The organism is Terriglobus sp. RCC_193, assembly GCF_041355105.1.
GTDB lineage: Bacteria > Acidobacteriota > Terriglobia > Terriglobales > Acidobacteriaceae > Terriglobus.
Genome location: NZ_JBFUPK010000004.1, coordinates 157,157 through 179,901, shown reverse-complemented (window position 1 = coordinate 179,901; position 22,745 = coordinate 157,157). Strand labels below are relative to the sequence as shown.

Below are 22,745 nucleotides of genomic sequence, written 5' to 3'. Positions count from 1 at the left end.
TGCCGTTGACGCAGCAGAAGTGTTTGCACTTCTCGGTGCGAAGTCACAGCAACAAGCAGACGAACCGGCTAGAACTCGGCCACCAGATTAGCCTTCTCAATATCCCGCAGAGGAATAGTAACGGTCTGCGGTGGAGGCTCGGCGCCCTTCTTCTTTTTGCCCTTCTGCTTGACCGCAGAAAGGTCCAGCGTCACGGCATCATCTGCAAAGGTCATGCGCCCGGTCAGCGTCTTCATGCTGTTGATCGCCGTAAACAGCTTCACGGCAACGAGGAAGCCCTGAAATCGCTGGTAATCCGCGGGCTTAAACAGCCTGCGTTCGATACCCGGCGATGAAACTTCCAGCACGTATTCCTGTGTCCCGGGAATCAATTCTTCCACGTCCAGCACGGTGCCAAAATCCTGCGCAAACACCGCACAATCCTCATGCGTGACACCGGAGAGCGCTTCGATGGGAACGCCACTAGGCAGGCCGATCGGTTCCGCATCCGGATCATTCGCAGCTTCCGCTGCCTTTGCCTTCAGAGCGTCGCGACCAGCCGCATCCTTCTCCACAAATACGCGGAGAGCACGCGCCTTGCCTGCGCCCGTGAAGTCGACCTCGACTACTTCAAGCCCGTGGCTCGTCGCAACGCGTTCTGCCGCGGCACGAATTGCATCCATGGAAACTGCCATTGCGAAAAGCCCTCCTTCACGGCGAAGCGCCGCAGAAATCTCAAATAAACCAAAGAAAATGGCGGGCTCTCGCCCACCAGTCGTTTCGCCGAGGGGTTAAATGGCCTGGCGGACTCTGATTTCTTTACTATCCTATCTCAATTTTCAGGCCACATCAAATCAATCACTGCTCCACCGCGCCAGGACGATAGATGCGATATCCCGCCTTCAGCGAACCGGGAGACTGCCATTCGCGGATCAATTCATACCGCTGCGCCAGCATGTCCCGGAATGCCGGAAATCGATTCATCTGCTCATAACCCGATGGGCTAACGCACGGGCGGGATCGAAGCCTCCCGGTCCCATGACACGCCACGTGCAAGGTAGTCCTGAGGCTTTGTACCGGGATAGTACTGGTTCCAGACAGCATAGAGATGAGCTGTCAACGCATCGTGATTTGGGCTGTCTTTCCGGATAGCAATGCCATAGACAAACGCTCCCGCATAGAAGTCATACTCCGCTAGAAACTTTGGCGATGTGATGAGGATTCCCCGCTGCCACGTGTAGTCATCGTGGGGGAGCCAGATCAGATCCGGCTTTCGGTCCAGAAATCTATCCGGATGAAATCCGTGCAATGCAATATCCGTATCGTTCAGACCTGCCAGGTCAATCACATTCTGGTTCAAAGCTCTATAACCAAGTTCCCCGACTTCGCTTGAGGCCACAATGCCGCCTGGGGGCATGGCGTTTGCCATGTCGCCAACACCTTCGATGCATATCCAATAATTCACTACTGGAAGCGGACGCTTATCGGCAACGACAGCCTCCACCGCGGAATATCGCAGGGCGGGCTCCGCATACCATTCCAGCCAATCGATAACCTGCCGCGGAATGACCACGGCGAGGATAAATACTAACGCCGCGCCCACCACTTGGGGTGCCTGAAGGATCGACCGGAACGATCTACCTTCCTGCAATCTCTCATCCACGAGCAGAAGCGCAGGGATAACACAAAGCGGAAAGTAGGGGATAAAGTAACGGACCGAACCGCCCATGATCTGTGTCACCACACAGAGGTAGGACATCGTGATCGCGAGCGCTCCAAGCATGGCCACCACCATGCGCCGATCGGCCCGCCGACAGAACAGGATCATTGCAACCAGAAACGGCCAGAACATCTGCAGGAACTGGAATGCCATCAGGACGGGATGCCACCGTGCCGCATAACCACGGTAAGCGTGTTGCGACTTCAGGTAGAAACTGAGCGGAACGTAGCTGCCAAAGTAGAACTTGCAGCCCACCGCGGTAACGATAGCCAGGCCGAGCATGAGACCCAAAGCGCGGAAAGCAGACAGACGCTGTTCCCGATTGCGCCACCGGGTGATCAGAATCACCATCGTTACCATTGGCAATGCGCTCTCTGGCCGCGTGAGATATGCGAGCGCCGCAACAATGCCGGTCAACCAGCCACTTCCCGTTATCCCACCCTGACCACGTGACTGGGCAACCGCAAGTCCCGCTGTCGCTGCAATGAGAGCCGCAGCCAACATGGTTTCCATACCATTCAGGCTGTTGAACTGAAAGATGGAGTTGTTCACCAGCGGCAGGGTGGTGAGGAGGAAGGCGTAGGGTGTGAAGCGGAGGGGGCCATGGGCGTTGCGACTGACCGCCACCGCGACCGTTACCAGGGCCACACCGGAGAAGGCGTAGGAGAGCGTGTAAAGCAGATGGCCCGGATGCATGGGCAGGAAGCTGCCGGCCATTACCACGAGCTGCCACAGCAGGCTGGTCATGCCGTAGGTGTGAACACCATCCAGATTCCAGCTCAGTCCCAGGCCTTCCCGCACACGCACTGCGTACCGCAGAAACATCCATGCATCGTCAAACCGGAACGTCTGTGGCGCGAGGTGCCACATAACGGCCCAAAGAATGATCACTCCGACGGTAAGTACTAGCGCCACAGTGCGTAAACCGCCAGATCCAGTCTGCCAATGCCTAATCATCCGTGTTGGAACTCCAAGAGGGGGATCGTTTGCGTTTCTGCACTGAGACGCAAACTGGCCGTTCATGGGTTGACTTGGCAGCGCTTTCCCCTGGTCCTGCGGCGGAGGATTGCGCGGTATCCGGCTTCCTCCAGGAGGGTGTGCCAGTTGCGCCGCAACGCAATAGGACTACAATCTATGGAACTTTATGCTATTGAGCGCGATTCCCGAAGCCCTGACGTTTGACGACGTCCTCCTGGTACCTGCCTTCTCGGATGTGGTGCCAACCCAAGTGAGTACCTCTACCCGACTTACCTCCCGTATCACCCTGAATACACCTCTGCTTTCCGCCGCCATGGACACCGTTACCGAGTCGCGGCTGGCTATTGCCATGGCGCAGGCCGGTGGCATGGGCGTGGTGCATCGTAACCTCTCCATTGAGCAGCAGGCCGCCGAGATCGACAAGGTGAAGCGCAGTGAGAGCGGTATGATCGTCGATCCTGTGACCATTGAGCCGGAAGCGCCCGTCGCTGCCGCGCTGGAAGTCATGCGCAAGTACAAGATCAGCGGTGTTCCGGTTACCAAGAACAAGAAGCTGGTCGGCATTCTGACCAACCGCGATCTCCGCTTCGTCTCGCGCACGGACATTCCTGTCAGCGACGTGATGACGAAGGAGAAGCTGATCACTGTTCCGGTGGGCACCACGCTGGAAGATGCAGAGCACATTCTGCATCAGCACCGCGTGGAGAAGCTGCTGGTGGTCAATGACAACTACGAGTTGAAGGGTCTGATCACTGTTAAGGACATTCAGAAGAAGCTGAAATATCCGAATGCTTGCAAGGATGAGCAGGGACGACTGCGGGTGGCGGGGGCCATTGGCGCTACCGGCGACTTCCTGGAGCGCGCGGCCGCACTGGTGGAGGAGAACGTGGACGCTCTGGCCATCGACTCCGCTCATGGCCACTCCAGCCGCGTGCTGGAAGCCGTGCGCGAGTGCAAGCGGCGCTTCCCTAATGTGGACCTGCTGGCAGGTAACATTGCCACCTATGATGGCTGCATCGCCCTGATCGATGCGGGCGCGGATGCCGTGAAGGTGGGCATTGGTCCCGGTTCCATCTGCACCACGCGCATGGTCACCGGCGCCGGTATGCCGCAGATCACCGCGATCAGCGAGGCTTATCGTGCGGCCAAGGAACGTGGCATTACCGTGATTGCCGATGGCGGTATCAAGTATTCCGGCGATATCACCAAGGCGATTGCCGCAGGTGCTGGTTGCATCATGGTTGGATCGCTCTTCGCCGGTGTGGACGAATCTCCGGGCGAGACGATTCTGTACCAGGGCCGCAGCTTCAAGGCGTATCGCGGCATGGGATCGCTTTCGGCCATGGCGCAGGGTTCCGGCGAGCGCTACTTCCAGGGCAAGGACGACCTCAGCGGAGGCCCGAAGCCTTCTCTGACCGCTCCGGAACCAACCGCGAATAACCGGCTGAACAAGTTCGTACCGGAGGGCATCGAGGGACGCGTTCCCTATCGTGGGCCTCTAGGTGACATGGTCTACCAGCTTGTGGGCGGCCTGCGTTCCGGCATGGGCTATCTGGGCTGCTCGTCGATCCCGGAATTGCAGGAGAATGCGCGGTTTGTGCGTATTTCCGGCGCTGGATTGCGCGAGTCGCATGTGCACGACGTGATCATCACGCGGGAAGCACCGAACTATCACGTGGAGTAGGGCAGGGAGGGGTACCCCTCCCCCTTGTTTTTCTAAAATCGTCTTTCTATTGGGGTTACGGCGCCGGTGCCGCTAAAATCGTCTGCCCATTGGATTTAGGGCAAAATCGTCTTCCTAAAAGAGTTAGGGCCGCGCTTCTGCGCGGCCCTTTTGTTTCTATTTCCATTTTATCGATTCGCAAGAAGTAACATGCCAACTCTATTTCTTTTGGTTTGTTTAGGTTGAGTCGTTCAGGGGCTTGACAGATTTCGTGCGGCCCTGGTTGCTCGGCGTTTCCTTTGGTTGCAGCGGTTCACACATCAGTAAAGCCTGCTCCCCATCGCCTGAACGTTACCAGCGAAGAAACCCATCCGAGTAAGACCGATGCCACCACAATGCTCAGTGATTCACTGAATCCTGGCTTGGCTGCCATCAGCAAAAGTGTTCCGATAACAATCCAAATACGGATGTTCAACAGAATTTTCAGCAGGGGACTTCGTAACCTGGTCTTCAGCGCGGATTCCTTTTCTGCCACGCTGTTGCAAAGTCTTCGGATTGCGCGTAGCCGCCTTCCTGTCAGCGCGCCCAAACCTGCAAACAAGATAATTTCCAGCACCGCGAATCTGGGCCAGGCGAGTTCCCATGCCCTCAAGCTTTCTGTCAGATAGGCTCCCGTGACATACACCATCACCAGGGAACCTATGCTGGCCGCGGTGAGCACCGGAACCGGAGCCGTCCACGAGCGAACTTCGGCTGAGTTCGAAGCTCGTCTGAGTTGAAAGAGCATCCATGCTTCCACCGTCAGGCCCGCTGTGAGAACAAGGACGGCTATCGTGTGAACAAAGAGAACGCCCGTATAGATCGTCATGATTCAACCTCAATCTGAAGTGGCGATATGCGCTGTCCAAGTTGCGCTTTGGTCAGTTACTCAAGCCAACGATCTTGCGACTCGACGCATGGTTCTCAACGCACTGGATCATAAAATCTGCAACGTCAGCACGCGCGATCTTGAAACCGAAGGCGGGTAGATGTTCTTCCCGCACGCGATACCGCCCTGTCTGCGGTTTGTCAGTGAGCTGCGGTGGACGCACCAGGGTCCAGTCAAGTCCACTCGCTATCACAATCCGCTCCATCGCCGCGGCATCGGCAACAACACTGGGAAAGAACAGACGGCCAAACAAATAGGTGGGCGGAATGATGGAATCCTTGAATAGAAATGCTGTCGATACGATGACCGCGCGCCTTACTGTTGTTCGCAGCATCGCGTTCGTCAACGTTGTGGCGAAGCGTTCCAACAGGTCGGCATCTTCCTTCGACAAAGGCAGGCGAGGTCCGAACGCCGACAGGACTCCGTCGTGGCCTTCCAGTGCTCTGCCAAGTTCCGTAGCATCCATCACGTTGCCTTGAATGAGTTGAATGCGCCCGGCAAGCGTGCTGAGTTGCCCAGACGTGCGGACAAAGGCTGTGATGGAATGACCACGCTCCATTGCCTGCCGAACAATTTCAACTCCGATGCCACCCGTGGCACCCAGAACTATCAGCTTCATCGATCATTCCTTTCCATCCCGCCGTCATGCTTCAGTCGGCATTCTGCGATGAATGCATTGCTTCGCAGGCAATAAGGCCACATTCGTTCATTGCGTTGCCAAAGTCTGCCGGGGTGGAGTCCATTCGCGCAGTTTGACGGCGACGCCGTAGCGCGGGCCAGGATGCATCCGTGCAATGTTGACAGCCTGATCCGGGTCCGCTGAGTCAAAGAAAACAATTGTGACCATCACGAGATCACTTGACCCATTACCGGGGCCAGACTCACTCCCCGGTGCGGAGAAGTCAGCTTCGACCTCTCCAAAATTTCGCGGGTCGAGCGTAATCCCCATATCCGTAACCTGTTTGACCCAACCTGCGATATCAACTGGACGCTGCTTCTGCTCTTCGTGAGTGAGCGTGCGTGTGGAATAGAAGATCAGGGCATAGTGCTTCATCGGTTTCTCCTTGGAGCTGGTTATCTGAGCGCGAGCGGTTTGACAAAGAATGGCAAAGCAGGCGAGCAGCACAAGCGGGTACAGACATGCCACTCCATAGCGGATGGAGATGCGGGCCGTCCGGAAGAGAGGGAGTCTCATTCCTCGAAGGTAGCCAAGGAAGGAGGGTCGCTAATTGGAAAAAATCGGCAGATTGTGTGAAGGCGCTTCGCGAAAAAACTCCTCCGGTGATGTACCGGTGAAGAGCCGGAAATCGCGCACCATGTGCGATTGATCGCAGTAGCCGGCTTCAAAGGAAATCTCTGTAAGAGACTTTCCTTTGTCCCAGAGTCTGCAGACATGCTGCAAACGTGCCAACCGGCTGAGCTTCTTCGGGGTTGTGCCGACCACAGCACGAAAATGCCGTTCCAGTGCGCTTTGGCTCATGGCGGCATGACGCGCGATTGCGGCGATGGAAGACCGGCCTTGCGTACTGCGGATCCTCTGCGCGGCCGCCTCGATCTGGGGAGAGACACCCTGCTGAACGATTCCGTTCCGTGTGCGGATACGACTGACGAGAAAGCGTTCTACCGCCATGAAGTGCTGTTGCTGCTTGCGGGTACTGGTAAGAACGTTCTGGATATGGTCGATCTCTCGCCGTGGCAGGACGGAATCAAGTGATGCCGTCTGGTTGTAGAGAAGGTCTGCGCGATCATGCAGTATTGCCGGTGCGCCAACCTCAGTGAATCGAACGATCACCAGCGAGGAGTTCGCCGCGTGCTCAATGAAGCGGGTTCGTTGTTGCAGGCCCGAGATAATTGCGTTGGGAAGTGCCTCGTTTTGCATCGATGCAAAACCAGACTGCCGCAAGACGAGAGTGAGCGTGGTCTCCGGCAGCAGAACCTGAACCCGGGGATGCTCTGAGTGGACGTACAGGATTTCGCGCACATAGCGGCGGAGAACGCCGCCTGGTTGGTGGACGAAATAACGCATCTCGCTCATCGCTGTTTTGGATGAGCGGCCTCCGAGCGGCGACTCGTTAATTTGATCTTGCCTGCCTTTGTAAGCTGGCATGCGAGACGTGAGGATCGCGCTTTGCGCGATAACCCAGGTTAGCTTCGCGAACCTGGGGCACCCGGACAGGTCTCTATCGCTTATTTTGTTGGAGTTGATTCTCTGCGGGATTTGGCAGGGTTTTCGATCAACTGTTGCGCCATGGTCCAGAAGGCCTGCATTACCGGAGAGAACCACTTATCGCGGTGCCGTACCAATTGCGTGTAGACGTAGACCGGTTTTGGGGGCCATGCCAGTGCTACCAGTGAACCTCGTTGCAGTTCTGCAGCAACGACTAATTCCGGGAGTACGGCAACGCCCATGCGGACCATGGCGCATTGCTTCAGCGCTTCAACACTTGCGAATTCAAGTACGCGGTTTACGCGGCCACCGTCCTGCGACATGGCGCGTTCGAAGACGGCGCGATAGCTGCAGGAGCGTTCGGTGAGGAGTATCTGCTCCTGTGCAATGTCTGAGGCGGTGAGCTTCTTTTTCTTTGCGAGAGGATGCTCTGCGGCGACGAGTGCGAGCACGCGCTCCCTGCGTAGTTTCTGCACGAGGAGAGACGGCGACTGGATGGGCTCGTCGATGGAGATGCCTAAATCAACGCCGGGTTCCTGAACGGTACTGGTGGCACAGGAGAGATCGGCATGAAGGGTGAGGCGCACATCCGGATAGGTGGCCTGAAAGACACGCAGCAACTCCGGCATGCGATACGTCAGCAGACTTTCCGCTGCGCTGACGACGAGAGGGCCAACGATACGATCGTCCTTCTGGACGGAGAGACGCGCCTGTTCTGCTGTGCAGATGAGCTTTTCCGCGTGGATGAGAAACTGGCGGCCTGCGTCTGTTAACTCCACCTGGCGGCCGAGACGATTGAACAACGGTAGACCAAGATCGGACTCAAGCGCCTGCACCTGCGCCGTTACACTGGACTGCGCATAGTGAAGTTGAGCCGCAGCGCGGGTGAAGCTGCGTGTGCAGGCCACCTCTACAAAAGTCCGAACCTGCCGAAGATCGAGAAGATTTTCCATCGTTATTTCCGATGCAACCGATCATATCAATTCATTGGACACGATGGCAGGAAGAGGCGAAGCTTTTGTCATGAAGACACGCTATGTGGCCCAACTGTTGCTGCTTTCCGCTGTGTGGGGAATTTCATTTCTGATGATCCGCATTGCGGATGTTGCCTTTCCGCCAGTGTGGGTGGGTTTGTTGCGCAGTGCAACGGGCGCCGCGTTTCTGTGGGTAGTGTTGCTGCTTGCTCGTAAGAAGCTGCCGCCACGTCGTTTGTTTTTCTGGCTGTTCCTGGTGGCGCTGACGAATAACGCGCTTCCCTTCTTCTGCTTTGCGTGGGGAGAACGTGTTGTTCCGAGCAGTGTGGCTGCGGTGATTAATGGCACCACGCCAATCTGGACGCTGCTGCTGTCGTTGGCCGTGACGAAGACGCGCGCGCAGATGCACACGATCGTCGGCGTGCTGCTTGGATTTGCAGGTGTGGCGGTGGTGGTGACATCGCAACACTCGGACAATGCTGGCGGAACGGGACATGAACAGCTGTTGGGCGCGGCGGTGATTGCCGTGGGTGCGCTGGGATATGCGATTGCGACGGTGATTGCCAAGGCGAAGCTGCAGGGGCTGGATCCGATTGGGCTGGCAACGACGCAGCTTTCGCTGTCGGCACTGATGCTGACGCCGGTGGCACTGATGGGGCCGCATCCGGCACAGATTCCTCTTAGTTCTGTGCTGGCTGTTCTGGTGCTGGGATTGGCGGGAAGCGGTGTTGCTTACCTGCTGTACTACCACCTGCTGGCGCATGTTTCTGCAACGCAGGTGGTTGCCGTAACGTATCTGCTGCCGCTGTGGGGCATTTTGTGGGGAGCGGTGGCGCATGAGTCGATTGCTCCGATTGCCTATGTGGGTGCGGTCGTGGTGGTACTGGGACTGGTGCTGCTGAATCGGCGGCCAGCACCGAAACCTGCTTTGCAGGAAGCGTGAAGGGCACAAAGAAATTGATAGTGAAGCAATCGCGGATGGCTGCCGATAGGAACGTTGATGTCATTTCGTTCACAGTGGGTGGGAGAACAACAGAAGGCGCCGCTACCGGCGGGCGGGTTTTGCCGATTTGTGGCGCGTCAGCCGATTGTGGACCGGATGCGTCGTACGTTTGGCTATGAGTTGCTGTTTCGTTCTGGATGGGAGAACAGCTTCTGCGCAGATGGCGAGGCGGCGTCGCGACAGATTCTGGATAACGCGGTGAGCTTTGGGCTGGACTCGATTGTGGGTGAGTCGATTCCGTTTGTGAACTGTACGCGCGCGCTGATGCTGAACCGCATGCCTGCTGTGCTGCCGCATGGAACGGTGCTGGAAGTGCTGGAAGATTCCGAGGTCGATACCGAATTCATTTATGCGTGCCGGGAGTTGAGCATGATGGGTTACGGCATTGCACTGGATGACTTTGACTTCACGGAAAAGTGGGAGCACCTGATTCCCTTTGCGAACTACATCAAGCTGGACTTTCGCACGAGTACCGCGAGAGAGCGCATCCGATTGATGTATCGGCTGAAGTATCACAACATCCGTTTTGTGGCGGAGAAGGTGGAGACGGAAGCAGAAGTGCAACAGGCGATGGATGAAGGATTTCATCTGTTCCAGGGGTACTTCTTTATGCGGCCTGTGGTGATGGCGCGGCCTTCACTGACAGCAGTGGTCAACAAGCTGCGTTTTCTGGCGGAGCTGAGCCAGGCGGAGATGGATCGGACGAGGATTCTGCAACTGCTGAAGGAAGAACCTTCGATTTCGTATCGCGTGTTGCGTGTGGCGAATTCCGCGGCGCTGGGGTTGCGACAGCCGGTGAAAAGTCTGGACAGTGCGCTGGCCATGATTGGCGAAGAGCAGTTCCGACGGCTGGCTACGCTGGCGCTGGCGACGGAGTTCTCTGGTGGCACCTCGCTGGAGCCGATTCGGTTCATTCTGCAGCGCGCGCGGCTGTGTGAATTGCTGGGCGTTGCGATGGGCATGGAAGCGGGAGAGATGTACCTGTTTGGCATGATGAGCGTGGTGCGCAAGACGCTGCAGATCACAGGGGAAGAGGCCAACCAGATGCTGCGTATGACGGAGGAGATGTCTGCTGCGCTGGATGGCGCGGACAACCTCTATCGCCGCTTACTGGAGCTGGCGGAGGGTTGTGAACGAGGACTCTGGGGCCAGATGGAACGCTCCGCAGCCATCCTGCATCTGCCGGAAGCAAGAGCAGCGGAGTTTTTGCTGGAGTCGCAGGCGTGGGCCGCAGAGATCCTGCGCCATGCGCAGGACGTATTTGTTTGATATCGAATCTTTTTCCTGATGCACGCATCCTATGGGTGTTATGCAAATCGGAATCGATAGTTTCGCTGCTCTTGTTGAAGACCCCATCACCCATGAAACGCCCACTGCGGCGGTGCGTATGGCGCGGCTGCTGGAAGAGATTGAACTGGCCGATAAGGCTGGCCTGGATTTCTTCGGGCTTGGCGAACATCATCGCGAGGAGTATCTGGATGCGGCGCCCGCTGTCATTCTGGCTGCGGCAGCGACGCGGACGAAGAACATTCGTCTGGGCAGCGCTGTGACCGTGCTGAGCGCGGCTGATCCGGTGCGGGTGCACCAGGAGTTTGCCACGCTGGATCTGATCAGTGGTGGACGTGCGGAGATTGTGGTGGGGCGCGGGTCTTTCATTGAGTCGTTTCCGCTGTTTGGTCTGAAGCTGGAAGACTACGACGACCTGTTCATCGAAAAGCTCGACCTGTTGCTGAAGCTGCGTGATGAGACTTACGTGAACTGGAGCGGCAAGCATCGTGCTGCGTTGACGGGGCAGGGTGTGTTTCCGCGTCCTCTGCAGGAGAAGCTGCCGGTGTGGCTGGGCGTGGGTGGAACGCCTGCTTCGTTTGCCCGCGCCGGGGCGCTGGGATTGCCGCTGATGGTGGCGATCATTGGTGGTGAGCCGCATCGGTTTCGTCCGTTGATCGATTTGTATCGTGAGGCGGGCAAGCGCGCTGGTTATGGCGACGATGTGCTGAAGGTTGGCGTGCATGTGCTGGGTCTTGTGGGTGATACCGATCAGGCTGCTGCGGATGCGTTCTTTCCCGGATATGCTGCTGCGTTTACGAAGATTGGGAAGGAGCGCGGTTGGCCTCCGGTAACGCGTGGGCAGTTTGAGGCGCTGCGCAGGCCGAAGGGTGCGCTGATGGTGGGTGAGCCTTCGTTCGTTGCCGATAAGGTGGCGCAGATGAGCGAGGACCTGGGTGGACTAGATCGTGTGACGTTCCAGATGAGTGTTGCTGCTCTGCGGCATGCGCCGATGATGCGTGGTATTGAGTTGCTGGGTGAGAAGGTGGCTCCGGTGTTGCGGGAGAAGTGATCTTCCTTCAGCGTTTGCTGACTTCGCTGGTTGTTATTGCTGAAATGCACCAAGGGCACGGATGTATCCGTGCCCTTGGTGTTGTTGGTTGGTTTCCGCTTAGCGGGCGATGGCCATGGGGCCTCGCCATGTGGCGATGCGGTTGCCTGCAGGGTCGAGGACGGTGACCTGGATGTCGTACTCACCTGTGGTGAGGTTGGTGAGCGGCACCTTCATGCGGATGGGTGTGGTGCCGAGGCGACTGTTGGCGATGGGTTCTGCCTTGACGGCCTGTGTTTCCATTGCCTTTTTGCCATCGCGGAAGATCGAGACGTATGCCACCAGAGGTCCCTGCGCCGGAGCAGCAGCGCCGGGTGTAGCCGGGGCGGCTGCAGGAGCCGCCGGTGCGCCCTGATAGGCGTGCAGCAGAATCTCAAGATCGCGGTCTGTGCGGAAAACACGTGTGACCGACGGGATAAGTTTGCCTTCGGCGCTCATCAGCGGATTCACTGCATCTGACTTCGCCTGGTCCTTGCCCTTCATGGTGTTGAAGAGTGCGGATTTGGTGTCGACGCGCTGATTGCTGAGGATGACGGAACTGATGGGCAGCTTCTTCGTTTCCTTGTTCAGGTTCGGAATGATGAAGCTGGTCTGATAGGTGCCGATGCGGCCCGTTTCGTCGTCGCGTGCGAGGAACTTGATGCTGTAACGGCCCGGCAGCAGCGTGACGCCGGTGCTGTATTCGATGGGACGCTTCGTAAGTTCGGCGGCGGTGGCGTCGCTGATCTTGACGTCGACGTTGTCGCGGAGGTTGGTGACGGTGTTGCCGCCGATTTCGTCCTTGATTTCGCAAACGAAGTCGATGACGGTGTGTTCACTGCCGAACTTCTTTGCGAGTGCGAGTTCGCGGCCAGGAATCTTGACCGTGAGCGGGACGAAGTATTCCGCGCGATTGAGCTGGAAGTAATTCAACTCCATCGCAATGGTGAGTTCGGTAATGGGGTCGCCGAGCATGAGCGCGTCTTCGAGTTGACGCTCTTTTTCCGTGCCGTTGAACTTACCAAATTCCTTATTCGCGTAATAGCCCTTGCGGTAGTCGAGCGAGGCGTTGAGTGAATCTGCGACGGTAATCTTGATTTTGCGGAAGGCGCCGTTGAGCGAGGTGTTCGTCGTGTAGTAGCCGATGAGGTAGTAGTCCGTGATGGCCTTCTGCGCACGGACGATGCCTGCGTTGAGGTCGTTGTTGTCGAAGAAAGCTTTGCCGCCAGTGTCTGCGGCGAGCGCGTACAGCGTGTCCTGCGATTGCTGGAAGCGATCGTTGACGGCGGTAGCGGCTGTGCCACTGTACATGCCCTGGCCACCGGGCGAACCCTGTGATGCATCACCAAGCGGTGCGCCTGCGACGAGGCCACGTGCATCAATGGGCCAGAAAGCGACGCCGGATTTCACAGCAGCTTCCACCGTTGCATGAAGCTGCGCCTGGTTGTCGTTGCCGTTCAGGCGCAGGCCGCTGGCGAAGTAGAGAAGGATCTTCTTCTCGTTCATGGCGCCGAGCATGCTGGCTGCTGTCTGCAATGCGGAGAGCTGACGGTCTGTGTTGAAGATGTTGAACTCGCCACCATCCTGACCGAAGGCCGCGCCTACATCTGCGCTGCTGTCGTCGCTGACGGATTCGTCATTGCCCTGCCCTTCGCCCACGATCATGGTTTCGAGGATGGAGAGCATCTTGTTGCGGTCCTGCGAGAAGTCCTGCAACACGTCGACGGAACCACCCTGATAACGCAGGATGGAGACAAGATCGGCAGAGGTCATCTGCGTGCGAATGAACTTTTCCGCGGACTGCAATGCGCGCAACTGATCGTCCGGGCGCATGGCCGACATGTCGAAGTACATGGCGATGAGGCGCTTGTCCTTGTACTGCGCAGACTGCTGGAACGAGGTGCGCGCCAGCTTCTTGTATATCTTGACCTTTTCGTCGTTCGGATCCTGCTTTGGCAATGGCTCCGCGTCGATGGGCAGCGATTCATGCTCGAAGACGCGGATCTTCTGCGGTGTGCCGTCTTCTGTGATGGTGAAGTCGTTGGCGGTAAGGTTCGGGATGAACTTGCCGCTCTTGTCCTTGATCACGACGGCTTCGGTGACGAGCTGCGACTTGACGCTCAGCGTGTAAGAACCGTCCTGGCCCTGCGGCTGATTGGTGCCAATCTGCTGCGATACGGCCGAGGTTGCGAGCGCGAGGGTTGCGATGAGTACGAGAGATTTCATGATTAGAAGCGAAGCCTCCCGCTGAGTTGAAATTGACGCATGTCCTTGGCTGAGGCAGGCAGGCCGAAGGTGGTGCTGTTGGTGGTGGTGACCCATCCGGTATACACCACGTGGTTCAACAGGTTGGTGCTGTCAACACGCAATTCGAAGCTGTATGGATCGCGGAATTTGAAGACGCGCGCCAGTGAGCTATCGAGCGTGATGGCGTTGGGGCCTTCGATGGAGTAACGGCCTGAGTTACCAAACTGGCCATTCGACGGCGTTGCGTATGCGGCGGAGTTGAGATGGTAACCCGCCGGTGCTGCGTAGAGGTCCGCACCGGTGCGGTTGGGGCGAAGGATGTTGGTGAAGCCTGTGCCGGGGATCGTGGACACGACGATAGGTGTTTGCGGGAGACCGCTGCCTGCACTGAACGACGATGCGATGGTCCACTGCTTGAGCAGTTTGCCGCGCCAGCCGGTCATGAGTGTTCCGCCGCCCATGCCGGTGCCACTGGTGTATTGCAGCGTGAACTTCAACAGATGACGCTGATCGAAGGAGGAACGGCTGCGTTCGGCGCGGAGGTTCTGCCAGTTCTGCGCAACGGATTCAGCCGGCGTTTGATACGCCGTGAGAGCGGAAGAGACGGCGGATGCGTTGGTGCCTCCACCGCCGAGGAATGCGGCGTTGTCGATGGAGTGCGCGTAGAGGTAATCCAGCGTGGCGGTGAAGCCGCTGCGAAGACGGCGGCGCAACTGTATTTCACCCGCGTGTCGGATGGCGTTGGCGTACGAGGTGCGATAGACGAAGCCGCGCGGGCAGGAGGCGCAGGTGGGTGTGCCGCCGGGCGCATAAGTGTTGGGCAGGAATTCCTGCGGCACATGCGTTCCCTTGGAACCGAGATATGTTCCGGTGAGCACGATGGAGCCGGGGAGATCCTGCTGCACACTCAACTTCCATGTTTGCGCGTAGCCGGTGCGGAAGTTGGGGTCGATGGCAAAGGTGTTCGAGGTTGTTCCGGCGCAGTTGATGAAACCGTTGGCCAGGGTGAGCGGGCAGGTTGCGCTGCGCGAGACGTTGAGGCTGGTGGACAGCGGCGATTGCTGCGACATGGACTCTGCCGCGTTGAGATAGACAGACGTGTCCACGTAAATGCCGTAGCCGCCGCGGATGACGAGCGGTTGCGCGGGCAATGGACGCCACGCGAAACCAAAGCGCGGCTGGAATTTGCGGAAGTCCGGACGCACCAGCGAGGAGGGATAGTGCTGGCCGGTGACGGGGCCGACGGGGCTGTAACCAAGTACCGGCTGGGCGCTGGTGAATCCCGGCGCGACATCCAGGTTGACGAGGCGGCCCTTCAACTCAGTATTCGGTGCGCCGTAATCCCAGCGGATGCCGGTGGTGAGCGTGAGCTCAGGCTTGATGCGCCAATCGTCTGTGACGAAGAGATCGCTGACGGACTGGCGGAAGTATTTGTCCGCGTTGCCATAGGCGACTCTGCTGGCAGAGGGCGCGCCGAAGAGGAAGTCTGCGAAGTCCGATCCAGAGGCAGCGCCGGTGAAGGTAAAGGCACCGCGCGGGTTGGATTGTGCGAGCTGGTTGAACTCCTGCCGGCGGAAGTCGCCACCGAAGGTCACGGTGTGGCGGCGATGTGTCCATGTGGCTTCGACGGAGAGCGCATCGGTGCGGTTGCGGTCGAAGGCACTGATGCCATCCGTGAGCCCGGCGATGCCGCTGGAGAAGCCCAGTGTCGGCGGGCCCCAGTTGGTGGGGTCCTGATTGTTACCGGTGATACCCGCGTTGCCGCTGATGTTGGTGCGGTTGGCGAAGAACGGTGCGACGTTGGTACGCAGGCGCGTGAAGCGATAGCTGGTGTCGACGAACAACTGGTGCGGGAAGCGATGCTGCCAGTGCACGTTGGTGTCGATACCGAGTGTGCGTGTGGCGTCGCGGAACTGGAAGAGGTTTGCGTTATCCGAACGCAGGTTGCGGAAGGCGAATCCGCCGAAGAACGAATCGCGGCGACCGATGGACTTGTCCAGGCGCGATTGCAGAGCGTCGGCGTGAACACCGGTCACTGCTTGTGTCTGGTAGTTGTAGCTGGTGTTGCCGGTGATGTTGGGTAACGGATAGAGCGCCAACAGCGCCGCGGCCTGCTGGCTGATGGGCACGGGGCCAACGACAGGCAGGCCGGTTGCCGGATTGACAATGGTGCCGGCCACAATTCCGTTACGCTGATCCGTTGTGGGCACAAGACCGGTGTAGCTGGTGGCGCTGTTGTCGCGTGTCCACTGGTAGCCGACGAAGAAGTTTGGCCCGTTGTAAAAGAGATGCGGGATGCGGATGGGGCCGCCTATGGTGGCGATGCCAGTGAACTGTGTGTACGACGGCTTGGGCAATTGCAGGCCAGACACGGAGTATGGCTTGGCATCAAACGGCGACGCGCTGAGCTGGAAGCCGACGCTGCCGTTATAGAGGCTCTTGCTGCCGGCGCGGCGTGAACCGAAGGCCTGTGCCAACGAATACTTGCTGGTGGCGGCGTTGTTCTCACTGCCGTTGATCAACATGCCGTCGGCGCTCTTGTCCGGCTCGGCCGAAGCGGCTGAGTCAGAGGGTGGCGGTGGCGGGGCGGAGTTGTCTCCTGCATCCTTCGCCTTGCCCTTTGCCGCGGGCTTTTCTGCTGTTGCCGTAACCACAGGTGCTGGCGCGTTGGGCAACATGGCCTTGGCCGAGGCAAGCACCTCTGCCAGTGGCATCATCTGCAACTCCACTGGGGCTGCAGGCGTTGTCTCCGGGATAGTCACCGTGGCATCGACAACGCGGAAGCCCTGCATCTCCATGTGGAGGTGCCATTCGCCCGCATCAATCGTGGGGAACTGGAAGATGCCCTGCGCATCGGTGGTGGCGACCAGTTTCTTGTCGCCCTGCGTGGCCGTGACGGTTACGCCGGGAAGCGGCAGACCGTTGGTGAGTATGCGTCCGTGATGCTCCGCGGCAGAGGCTGTGACTGCAGAGAGACACAACAGCAGTACCGCTGCGGAAGGACGCGCCTTCGACTGAATGGACAATGATCGGATCAATCAGTTCTCGCTTGGTTTTTCGACGTGGTCGAGGATCATGACATCAACGGCGGTCTTTTCCGCGTCGAGCTTCAAGCCGCTCTGCTGCTGGATGGCAGTGAAGATTGGCGGTGGCGCATCCGGTGATTCATCCGGCACAATTTTTACGTTGAAGACAGCGAACTGCGTTTCGTCCGGCGTCCATGTGAGCGTGCCGTTGTAACGGCCCTGCAGACCTGTATGGTTCACCACCGGGCGATCAAACACCGCGCCCTGGAAGCCGTGGCAGATGTCATCCATGGTCTGATTGCGCATGATGAGATGGCCCAACTTAGTGAACTGGAATCCACCACCGCTGTGTTCGTCGCCATCGGTCTTCGTCATCTTGACGCCGTCCTTTGCAACGGAGAGAACGTAGGCGGACATCTGCTGCTTGCCTTCGTGGAACTTCAGGCCGAAACGCTGCGCCATCAGTTTGCGCAGCATCGCTTTTGCCTGTGCGCCGGTGGGATTCCCGGGAACATCCGGTTCGCCTGTGACGATGTCGTACTTATCTGTTTCCATCCATGCCGGGCCACCGACGATCTGCTTCGGGTTCACGTTGTAGGCGAAGCTGATCATGTCATTCAGCGTGGTGTTGCGCGTTTGGAAATGGCGTGGTGGACCACCGAAGCCCTTGCCTTTTTCGTCGGGTGGGGCTGGTTTGATGGTGGCGACATCCCAGGACGGGTTCGCGTCTTCGGCCATAGGTGGAACGGCCTTGGGCGGTTCCGGGATAGCCCATGCTGTGTCCGCTGTGGCGCGCACAAAAATCAGGGGAAGAGGCTTGTCGCCTTGTTTCCACTGGCCTGTGATCGTAGTTCCGTCGGGCGAGAGGGTGCCGGTGTAAAGGCCGTCAATGGCATCGATCTTCAGAACCAGTTGGCCGCCCTGAAATGTGGTGCCATCCACAGGGATGGGACGTCCGCCCTGATCGATGCTGAAGAACTGCGTCTTCAACTTGCCGTCCGCCGCTTTGCTGATCTTGATGACGGTGCGAAGGTCTTTGTCCGCGTGCAGCGTTCCCTGCCAGGTGTCGTCGATATTGGTCTTTGCCGCGACGGCCTGTCCGGCAGCAGCGTGCAGCCGCATAGACGGAAGGCTGACTACGCTGAAGGCAAGCAAGGCAAAGGTTAGGTGACGCATGGAGGAACTCCTAAAGGTTTAGGTTACAGGGCTGCACAGGGATATACGCAGAGAAAGAGAGTTCGTTCCACAAATTCTTTTCATTCCGTCAGAACGCCCTTTCTGCCGCTTCAGAGGTGGTTAATTGTCACCTGGCTTCTCAACATGGTCGAGCACCATGACCTCCACAGATGTCTTCTCTGCGCTCAGCTTCAGGCCCATCTGCTGCTCCATGGCAGGCGTGATGGGCGGTGGTGCGTCAGCCGATTCGTCCGGGACGATCTTTACGCCGAAGATCTGGAACTGCGTCTCATCCGGAGTCCATTTCAGGGTGCCGTCAAAGCGCCCTGGGATTCCAGTGCGGTTCACCACAGGGCGATCAAAGACGCCGTTCTGCATCCATATGGCGAAGTTATCCATGGTCTGGTTGCGGAAGACCAGGTTGCCAAGTTTGCCCGGGAAGTAAAACGACGAACCCTCATGAGGATCTGAGTGACTGGCGGTGAGTTTCGGCCCGCCTTTAGCCACAGTCAGCACGTAGGCAGACATCTCCCTGTGGTCCTTATGGAACTTCAGGCCAAAGCGATCCGCTAGCAACTTACGCATCATGGAGCTCACCTGTTCGTCACTGGGCGAGCCGGGAAGATTTGGTTCGCCGGTAGTGATATCGAACTTGTCGGACTCCATCCAGGCTGGACCATTGATGATCTGCTTGGTGTTTACGTGGTAGGCAAACATGACGAGGTCGTTCAGGGTGGTGTTGCGCGTGCCGAAGTGGCGCGGTGGACCACCAAAGCCCTTGCCCCTTTCGTCCGGCGGTGCCGGTTTCACCGTGGCGACGTCCCAGGTGGGATCGGCGTCAGCGGCCATGGGTGGGACCGGCTTCGGCGGTTCCGGGATAGCCCATGCCGTTTCTTTTGTGGTGCGGGCCAGGATCAAGGGCAGCGGCTTGTCACCCTGCTTCCATTCGCCGGTAATCGTGCTGCCGTCCGGCGCCATCTTGCCGGTGTAGACGCCGCCGATCGCGTCCACCTTGAGCGTCAGTTCGCCATCGTGGAAGATCGTGTCCGTGATGTCGATGGGGCGCGGATTCTGGTCGATGCTGTAGAACTGCGCCTTCAGCTTGCCGTCCGCAGTCTTGCTGATCTTCACCACGGTGCGCAGGTCTCTGCCTACATGCAGTGTTCCCTGCCACGTGTCCGCAATGTCCGTTTTCACAACAGCAGCTTGACCCCATGCTGCTCGCACAGACACGACGGTACAAGGAAGAGCCGTACATATGACTGCGGCAAACGCGATGCGGGCGGATACACCAAAGCGCATGAAGTTACTCCCGAAGGAACCAGATTAAAGGGCTGCACCTAGATATACGCGGCAGCGTGAGTTTGGTTTGGAAAAATTGCAATCGTTTTCGAAAAATTCAGATATGGGTCTGTTGTGTCTCTTTTTTGCCCGACAATCAGCTTGTTCCTAATAATTCAGTTGCTGCTCGGTTTGTCCTTTAAAGCCAAACGCCTGAAGCTACGTCAGTCGATAACTCCTTTGGACGTGCCAATAGTACCTATGTAGTTTGCTATATGCAATCAAAAATCTTCTTGCGTGCTCCTGCCGCAATACAAATACTCTTACGGCTGGCGATATAGACACTCAACGCGGCTATGGGCTCCCCAGAGTTCTACAAGAGGCGCATCGCAAAGACGAAAACGGGATGCCGGACTTATTGCTAAGTCCGGCATCCCATTGGCTTGCTATGTACTTATGCGTTTATGCGGGCAGGGCTTCGAGCGCGGCCTTTGCCTTGTCATACAGCAACTGCGTCTCAGACTGCTGTTTCTTCAGGCCTTCGATGACGTTTGCCGGAGCCTTGACGAGGAAAGCTTCGTTGCCAAGCTGGCGGTTGGCTGCCTCTAACCCTTTGGTGAGCTTGGTGATCTCCTTGGTCAGGCGTTCGCGTTCTGCGGGGACATCGATCTGTCGCTCGTAGACCACACGTACGTCAAAACCTACGCCGGAACGTGCGTCGGTTCCGGTGAGTGTTTCTGAGGCAAAGTCCACATCGCTGACGCGCGCGAGTTTTGCCAGCATGTCGCGGTGTGCGTCGGCGAGCGCGAGGGTGCGGTGGTCGCCGTGGACAAGGATGGGAGTTGGTTCCTTTTCGGGAACGCCCAGGTCTTTGCGCAGGCCGCGGATGGTGACGATGAGTTCCTGCAACGTGCTGATGGCGGAGACAGCGGTGTCGTCTGCCGGGAAATCGCTGGGCTGCGGGAAGCGTGTGAGCGCGATACTCTTTGCGTAAGGCTTGCCCTCGTACAGCGCGTGCCACAACTCTTCTGTGAGGAAGGGCATGAACGGCGACAACAGACGCAGCGATGCTTCGAACACGCCGACCAGACCTGCGAGCGAGATGGCCGTCTCTGGGTTCTGGATGGGCTGCTCGCCTTCCTGCACTTCCGGGAAGTCGAGGCGCAGCTTGACGAGTTCGAGGTACCAATCGCAGAACTCGCCCCAGAAGAACTGGTAGACAGCGTTGGCGGCTTCGTCGAAGCGGTAGTCCTTCAGCGCCTTGTCCACTTCGACCGTGACCGCGTTGAGGCGCGCAAAGATCCAACGCGTTTCAATGGGTGTGATCTCCGGCAGAGCACCAACGGGGTTGGCTGCGCCCATCGTCATCTTGTAACCGGCGGTGCGTGCGCGGTCGATCTGCAGGAAGAGGAAGCGTGCGGCGTTCCAGATCTTGTTGGCGAAGGCACGATAGCCTTCGGTGCGGGCTTCGCTAAAGGCGATGTCCGTGCCGGGCGATGCCTGCGATGCGAGTGTGAAGCGCACTGCGTCTGTACCGAAGCGCTCAATGATCGAGATGGGGTCAACCACGTTGCCCTTGGTCTTGGACATCTTCTGGCGGTCCGCGTCGCGCACGAGTGCGTGGATGTACACGTCGCGGAAGGGTACGGCGTCTTTCAGTTCGCGCTTGCTGCCGTCGGGCATGGGCACGTCGAGCATGAAGTGCGTGCCCAGCATGATCATGCGCGCGACCCAGAAGAAGAGGATGTCAAAGCCCGTGACGAGAAGGTCCGTCGGATAGAACTTTGCAGAGTCTTCTGTTGGTTCCGGCCAGCCGAAGACCGTGAACGGCAGAAGGCCTGAGGAGAACCATGTGTCGAGGACGTCGGTTTCCTGCTGCAGTTCTGCGTGATCGCAGGAGCCGCACTTTTCAGGGCGTGTGCGTGCAACGCATGTTGTTCCGCATTGCGGGCAGTGATATGCCGGGATGCGGTGGCCCCACCAGAGCTGGCGTGAGATGCACCAGTCGTGGATGTTGCGCATCCACTCAAAGTACGTCTTGGCGTACATGGGCGGCGTGAACTTGATGTGGCCTTCTTCAACTGCGGCGATGGCCTTGTCTGCAAGCGGCTGAATTTTGATAAACCACTGCATGGACAGGCGCGGCTCAATGACGGCGCCACTGCGCTGCGATGTGGCGATGGCCAGCGTGTGGTCCTTCACTTCAACGAGCAGGCCCTGCGCTTCCAGGTCTTCGAGGATGCGCTTGCGTGCTTCGTAGCGATCGAGACCGTGATACGGCGAACCGGGCAGGTCAATGTGCGCGGTCTCGTCCATGATGGTTAGTTCGGCTAATGAATGACGCTTGCCGATCTCGTAGTCATTGGGATCGTGTGCGGGTGTGACCTTCACCGCGCCAGTACCGAACTCAGGCTTGGCCCATTCATCGGCAAGCAGCGGAATTTCGCGGCCTACGAGAGGCAGCTTGATGGTCTTGCCGAGGAGTGCCTTGTAACGTTCGTCATCCGGGTTCACCACAACGGCAACGTCACCGAGCATGGTCTCAGGGCGCGTGGTTGCAATCACGATGGAGCCGCTGCCGTCCGCGAAGGGATAGCGCAGGTGATAAATCTTGCCGACGGTTTCCTTGTGTTCGACTTCGAGGTCGGACACGGCCGTCTGCTGGACGGGGTCCCAGTTGACGATGTAGCTGCCGCGATAGATGAGGCCCTGTTCATGCAGGCGCACGAAGGCTTCCGTCACAGCGTTGGACAGGTTCTCGTCCATGGTGAAGTATTCGCGGCCCCAATCGACACTGGCACCGAGGCGCTTCATCTGCGTGGTGATGGCGCCGCCGTACTGCGACTTCCACTGCCAGACACGCTCAAGGAACGCGTCGCGGCCAAGCTCTTTGCGGTTGGCGCCTTCCGCCTTGAGCTGCTTTTCCACCATCATCTGCGTGGCGATGCCGGCGTGGTCGGTGCCGGGCACCCAGACGCTTTCTTCGCCCAACATGCGGTGCCAGCGAGCGAGAATATCCATCTCCGTCTGGTTGAGCATGTGGCCCATGTGCAGACGGCCCGTGACATTGGGCGGCGGCAGCAGCATGACAAAGGGCTTGCGGCCATCGGAGGGCTGGTTCAGCGGGGTATCGAAGAGTTTTTCAGTGACCCAGAAGTCCGCCCATTTCTGTTCGATGGCGGCGGGGTCGTAGGCTTTGGGAAGTTCGTTCGGCATAAGAAAAGGAGCGCTGTTGTGCGCTCCTTTC

General features: G+C 58.3%; 17 protein-coding genes. 4 read left to right on the top strand and 13 right to left on the bottom strand.

The genetic code is table 11. The features are described from left to right. Positions 1 to 68: 68 nt before the first annotated feature. The 3 genes from rimP to AB6729_RS17670 all read right to left on the bottom strand — a co-directional run bounded on the left by rimP (position 69) and on the right by AB6729_RS17670 (position 2,614). Complete coding sequence (rimP, locus tag AB6729_RS17680) at positions 69 to 674, bottom strand: ribosome maturation factor RimP (RefSeq protein ID WP_371082982.1); 606 nt, start codon at positions 672 to 674, stop codon at positions 69 to 71. 163 nt (positions 675 to 837) lie between these two features. Next, positions 838 to 963: a hypothetical protein gene (locus AB6729_RS17675; RefSeq protein ID WP_371082981.1), complete on the bottom strand. Its 126-nt coding sequence runs from the start codon at positions 961 to 963 to the stop codon at positions 838 to 840. A gap of 19 nt (positions 964 to 982) precedes the next feature. After that, the gene (locus AB6729_RS17670; protein WP_371082980.1) at positions 983 to 2,614 is read right to left on the bottom strand and encodes a hypothetical protein; all 1,632 of its coding nucleotides are present in this window, start codon (positions 2,612 to 2,614) and stop codon (positions 983 to 985) included. A 229-nt stretch (positions 2,615 to 2,843) separates the two neighbouring features. Here AB6729_RS17670 and guaB point away from each other — a divergent pair, with 229 nt between their 5' ends. Continuing rightward, a complete protein-coding gene (gene guaB / locus AB6729_RS17665) occupies positions 2,844 to 4,361 on the top strand; it encodes an IMP dehydrogenase (RefSeq protein ID WP_371082979.1) in 1,518 nt (505 codons plus the stop codon). 292 nt (positions 4,362 to 4,653) lie between these two features. Here the strand turns inward: guaB and AB6729_RS17660 are convergent, their stop codons facing one another. From AB6729_RS17660 to AB6729_RS17640, 5 genes are all read right to left on the bottom strand, one after another. Further along, complete coding sequence (locus AB6729_RS17660; RefSeq protein ID WP_371082978.1) at positions 4,654 to 5,127, bottom strand: hypothetical protein; 474 nt, start codon at positions 5,125 to 5,127, stop codon at positions 4,654 to 4,656. 133 nt (positions 5,128 to 5,260) lie between these two features. After that, positions 5,261 to 5,887 carry an NAD(P)-dependent oxidoreductase gene (locus AB6729_RS17655; RefSeq protein ID WP_371082977.1) on the bottom strand — a complete coding sequence of 209 codons (627 nt, stop codon included), beginning with the start codon at positions 5,885 to 5,887 and terminating at the stop codon, positions 5,261 to 5,263. An 87-nt stretch (positions 5,888 to 5,974) separates the two neighbouring features. Continuing rightward, a complete protein-coding gene (locus AB6729_RS17650; protein ID WP_371082976.1) occupies positions 5,975 to 6,322 on the bottom strand; it encodes a hypothetical protein in 348 nt (115 codons plus the stop codon). Positions 6,323 to 6,493: 171 nt separating this feature from the next. After that, the gene (locus AB6729_RS17645) at positions 6,494 to 7,303 is read right to left on the bottom strand and encodes a helix-turn-helix domain-containing protein (RefSeq protein ID WP_371082975.1); all 810 of its coding nucleotides are present in this window, start codon (positions 7,301 to 7,303) and stop codon (positions 6,494 to 6,496) included. A 152-nt stretch (positions 7,304 to 7,455) separates the two neighbouring features. Further along, positions 7,456 to 8,388 carry a LysR family transcriptional regulator gene (locus tag AB6729_RS17640; protein WP_371082974.1) on the bottom strand — a complete coding sequence of 311 codons (933 nt, stop codon included), beginning with the start codon at positions 8,386 to 8,388 and terminating at the stop codon, positions 7,456 to 7,458. Between the two features lie 70 nt (positions 8,389 to 8,458). Between AB6729_RS17640 and AB6729_RS17635 the strand changes: the two genes are divergently transcribed. Genes AB6729_RS17635 through AB6729_RS17625 form a run of 3 tightly spaced genes read left to right on the top strand, consistent with a single transcriptional unit; the run spans position 8,459 to position 11,750 of the window. Then, the gene (locus AB6729_RS17635; RefSeq protein ID WP_371082973.1) at positions 8,459 to 9,352 is read left to right on the top strand and encodes a DMT family transporter; all 894 of its coding nucleotides are present in this window, start codon (positions 8,459 to 8,461) and stop codon (positions 9,350 to 9,352) included. A gap of 57 nt (positions 9,353 to 9,409) precedes the next feature. Beyond that, a complete protein-coding gene (locus AB6729_RS17630) occupies positions 9,410 to 10,681 on the top strand; it encodes an EAL and HDOD domain-containing protein (protein WP_371082972.1) in 1,272 nt (423 codons plus the stop codon). Between the two features lie 40 nt (positions 10,682 to 10,721). Further along, positions 10,722 to 11,750, top strand: a complete 1,029-nt coding sequence (locus AB6729_RS17625) for an Atu2307/SP_0267 family LLM class monooxygenase (RefSeq protein WP_371082971.1) — start codon at positions 10,722 to 10,724, stop codon at positions 11,748 to 11,750. A gap of 99 nt (positions 11,751 to 11,849) precedes the next feature. On the opposite strand, the gene AB6729_RS17620 is transcribed toward AB6729_RS17625, so the two are convergent. The 5 genes from AB6729_RS17620 to AB6729_RS17600 form a co-directional block, all read right to left on the bottom strand. After that, positions 11,850 to 13,994 (bottom strand): VWA domain-containing protein, encoded by a 2,145-nt coding sequence (locus tag AB6729_RS17620; RefSeq protein WP_371082970.1) that lies wholly within the window; start codon positions 13,992 to 13,994, stop codon positions 11,850 to 11,852. Positions 13,995 to 13,996: 2 nt separating this feature from the next. Continuing rightward, positions 13,997 to 17,041, bottom strand: a complete 3,045-nt coding sequence (locus AB6729_RS17615) for a carboxypeptidase regulatory-like domain-containing protein (protein WP_371082969.1) — start codon at positions 17,039 to 17,041, stop codon at positions 13,997 to 13,999. Between the two features lie 12 nt (positions 17,042 to 17,053). Then, the gene (locus AB6729_RS17610) at positions 17,054 to 18,217 is read right to left on the bottom strand and encodes a TIGR03435 family protein (RefSeq protein WP_371082968.1); all 1,164 of its coding nucleotides are present in this window, start codon (positions 18,215 to 18,217) and stop codon (positions 17,054 to 17,056) included. 120 nt (positions 18,218 to 18,337) lie between these two features. Continuing rightward, on the bottom strand, positions 18,338 to 19,414 hold the full coding sequence (locus AB6729_RS17605; RefSeq protein ID WP_371082967.1) for a TIGR03435 family protein: 1,077 nt from the start codon (positions 19,412 to 19,414) through the stop codon (positions 18,338 to 18,340). Between the two features lie 546 nt (positions 19,415 to 19,960). Continuing rightward, positions 19,961 to 22,714, bottom strand: a complete 2,754-nt coding sequence (locus tag AB6729_RS17600) for a valine--tRNA ligase (RefSeq protein WP_371082966.1) — start codon at positions 22,712 to 22,714, stop codon at positions 19,961 to 19,963. Positions 22,715 to 22,745 lie beyond the last annotated feature (31 nt).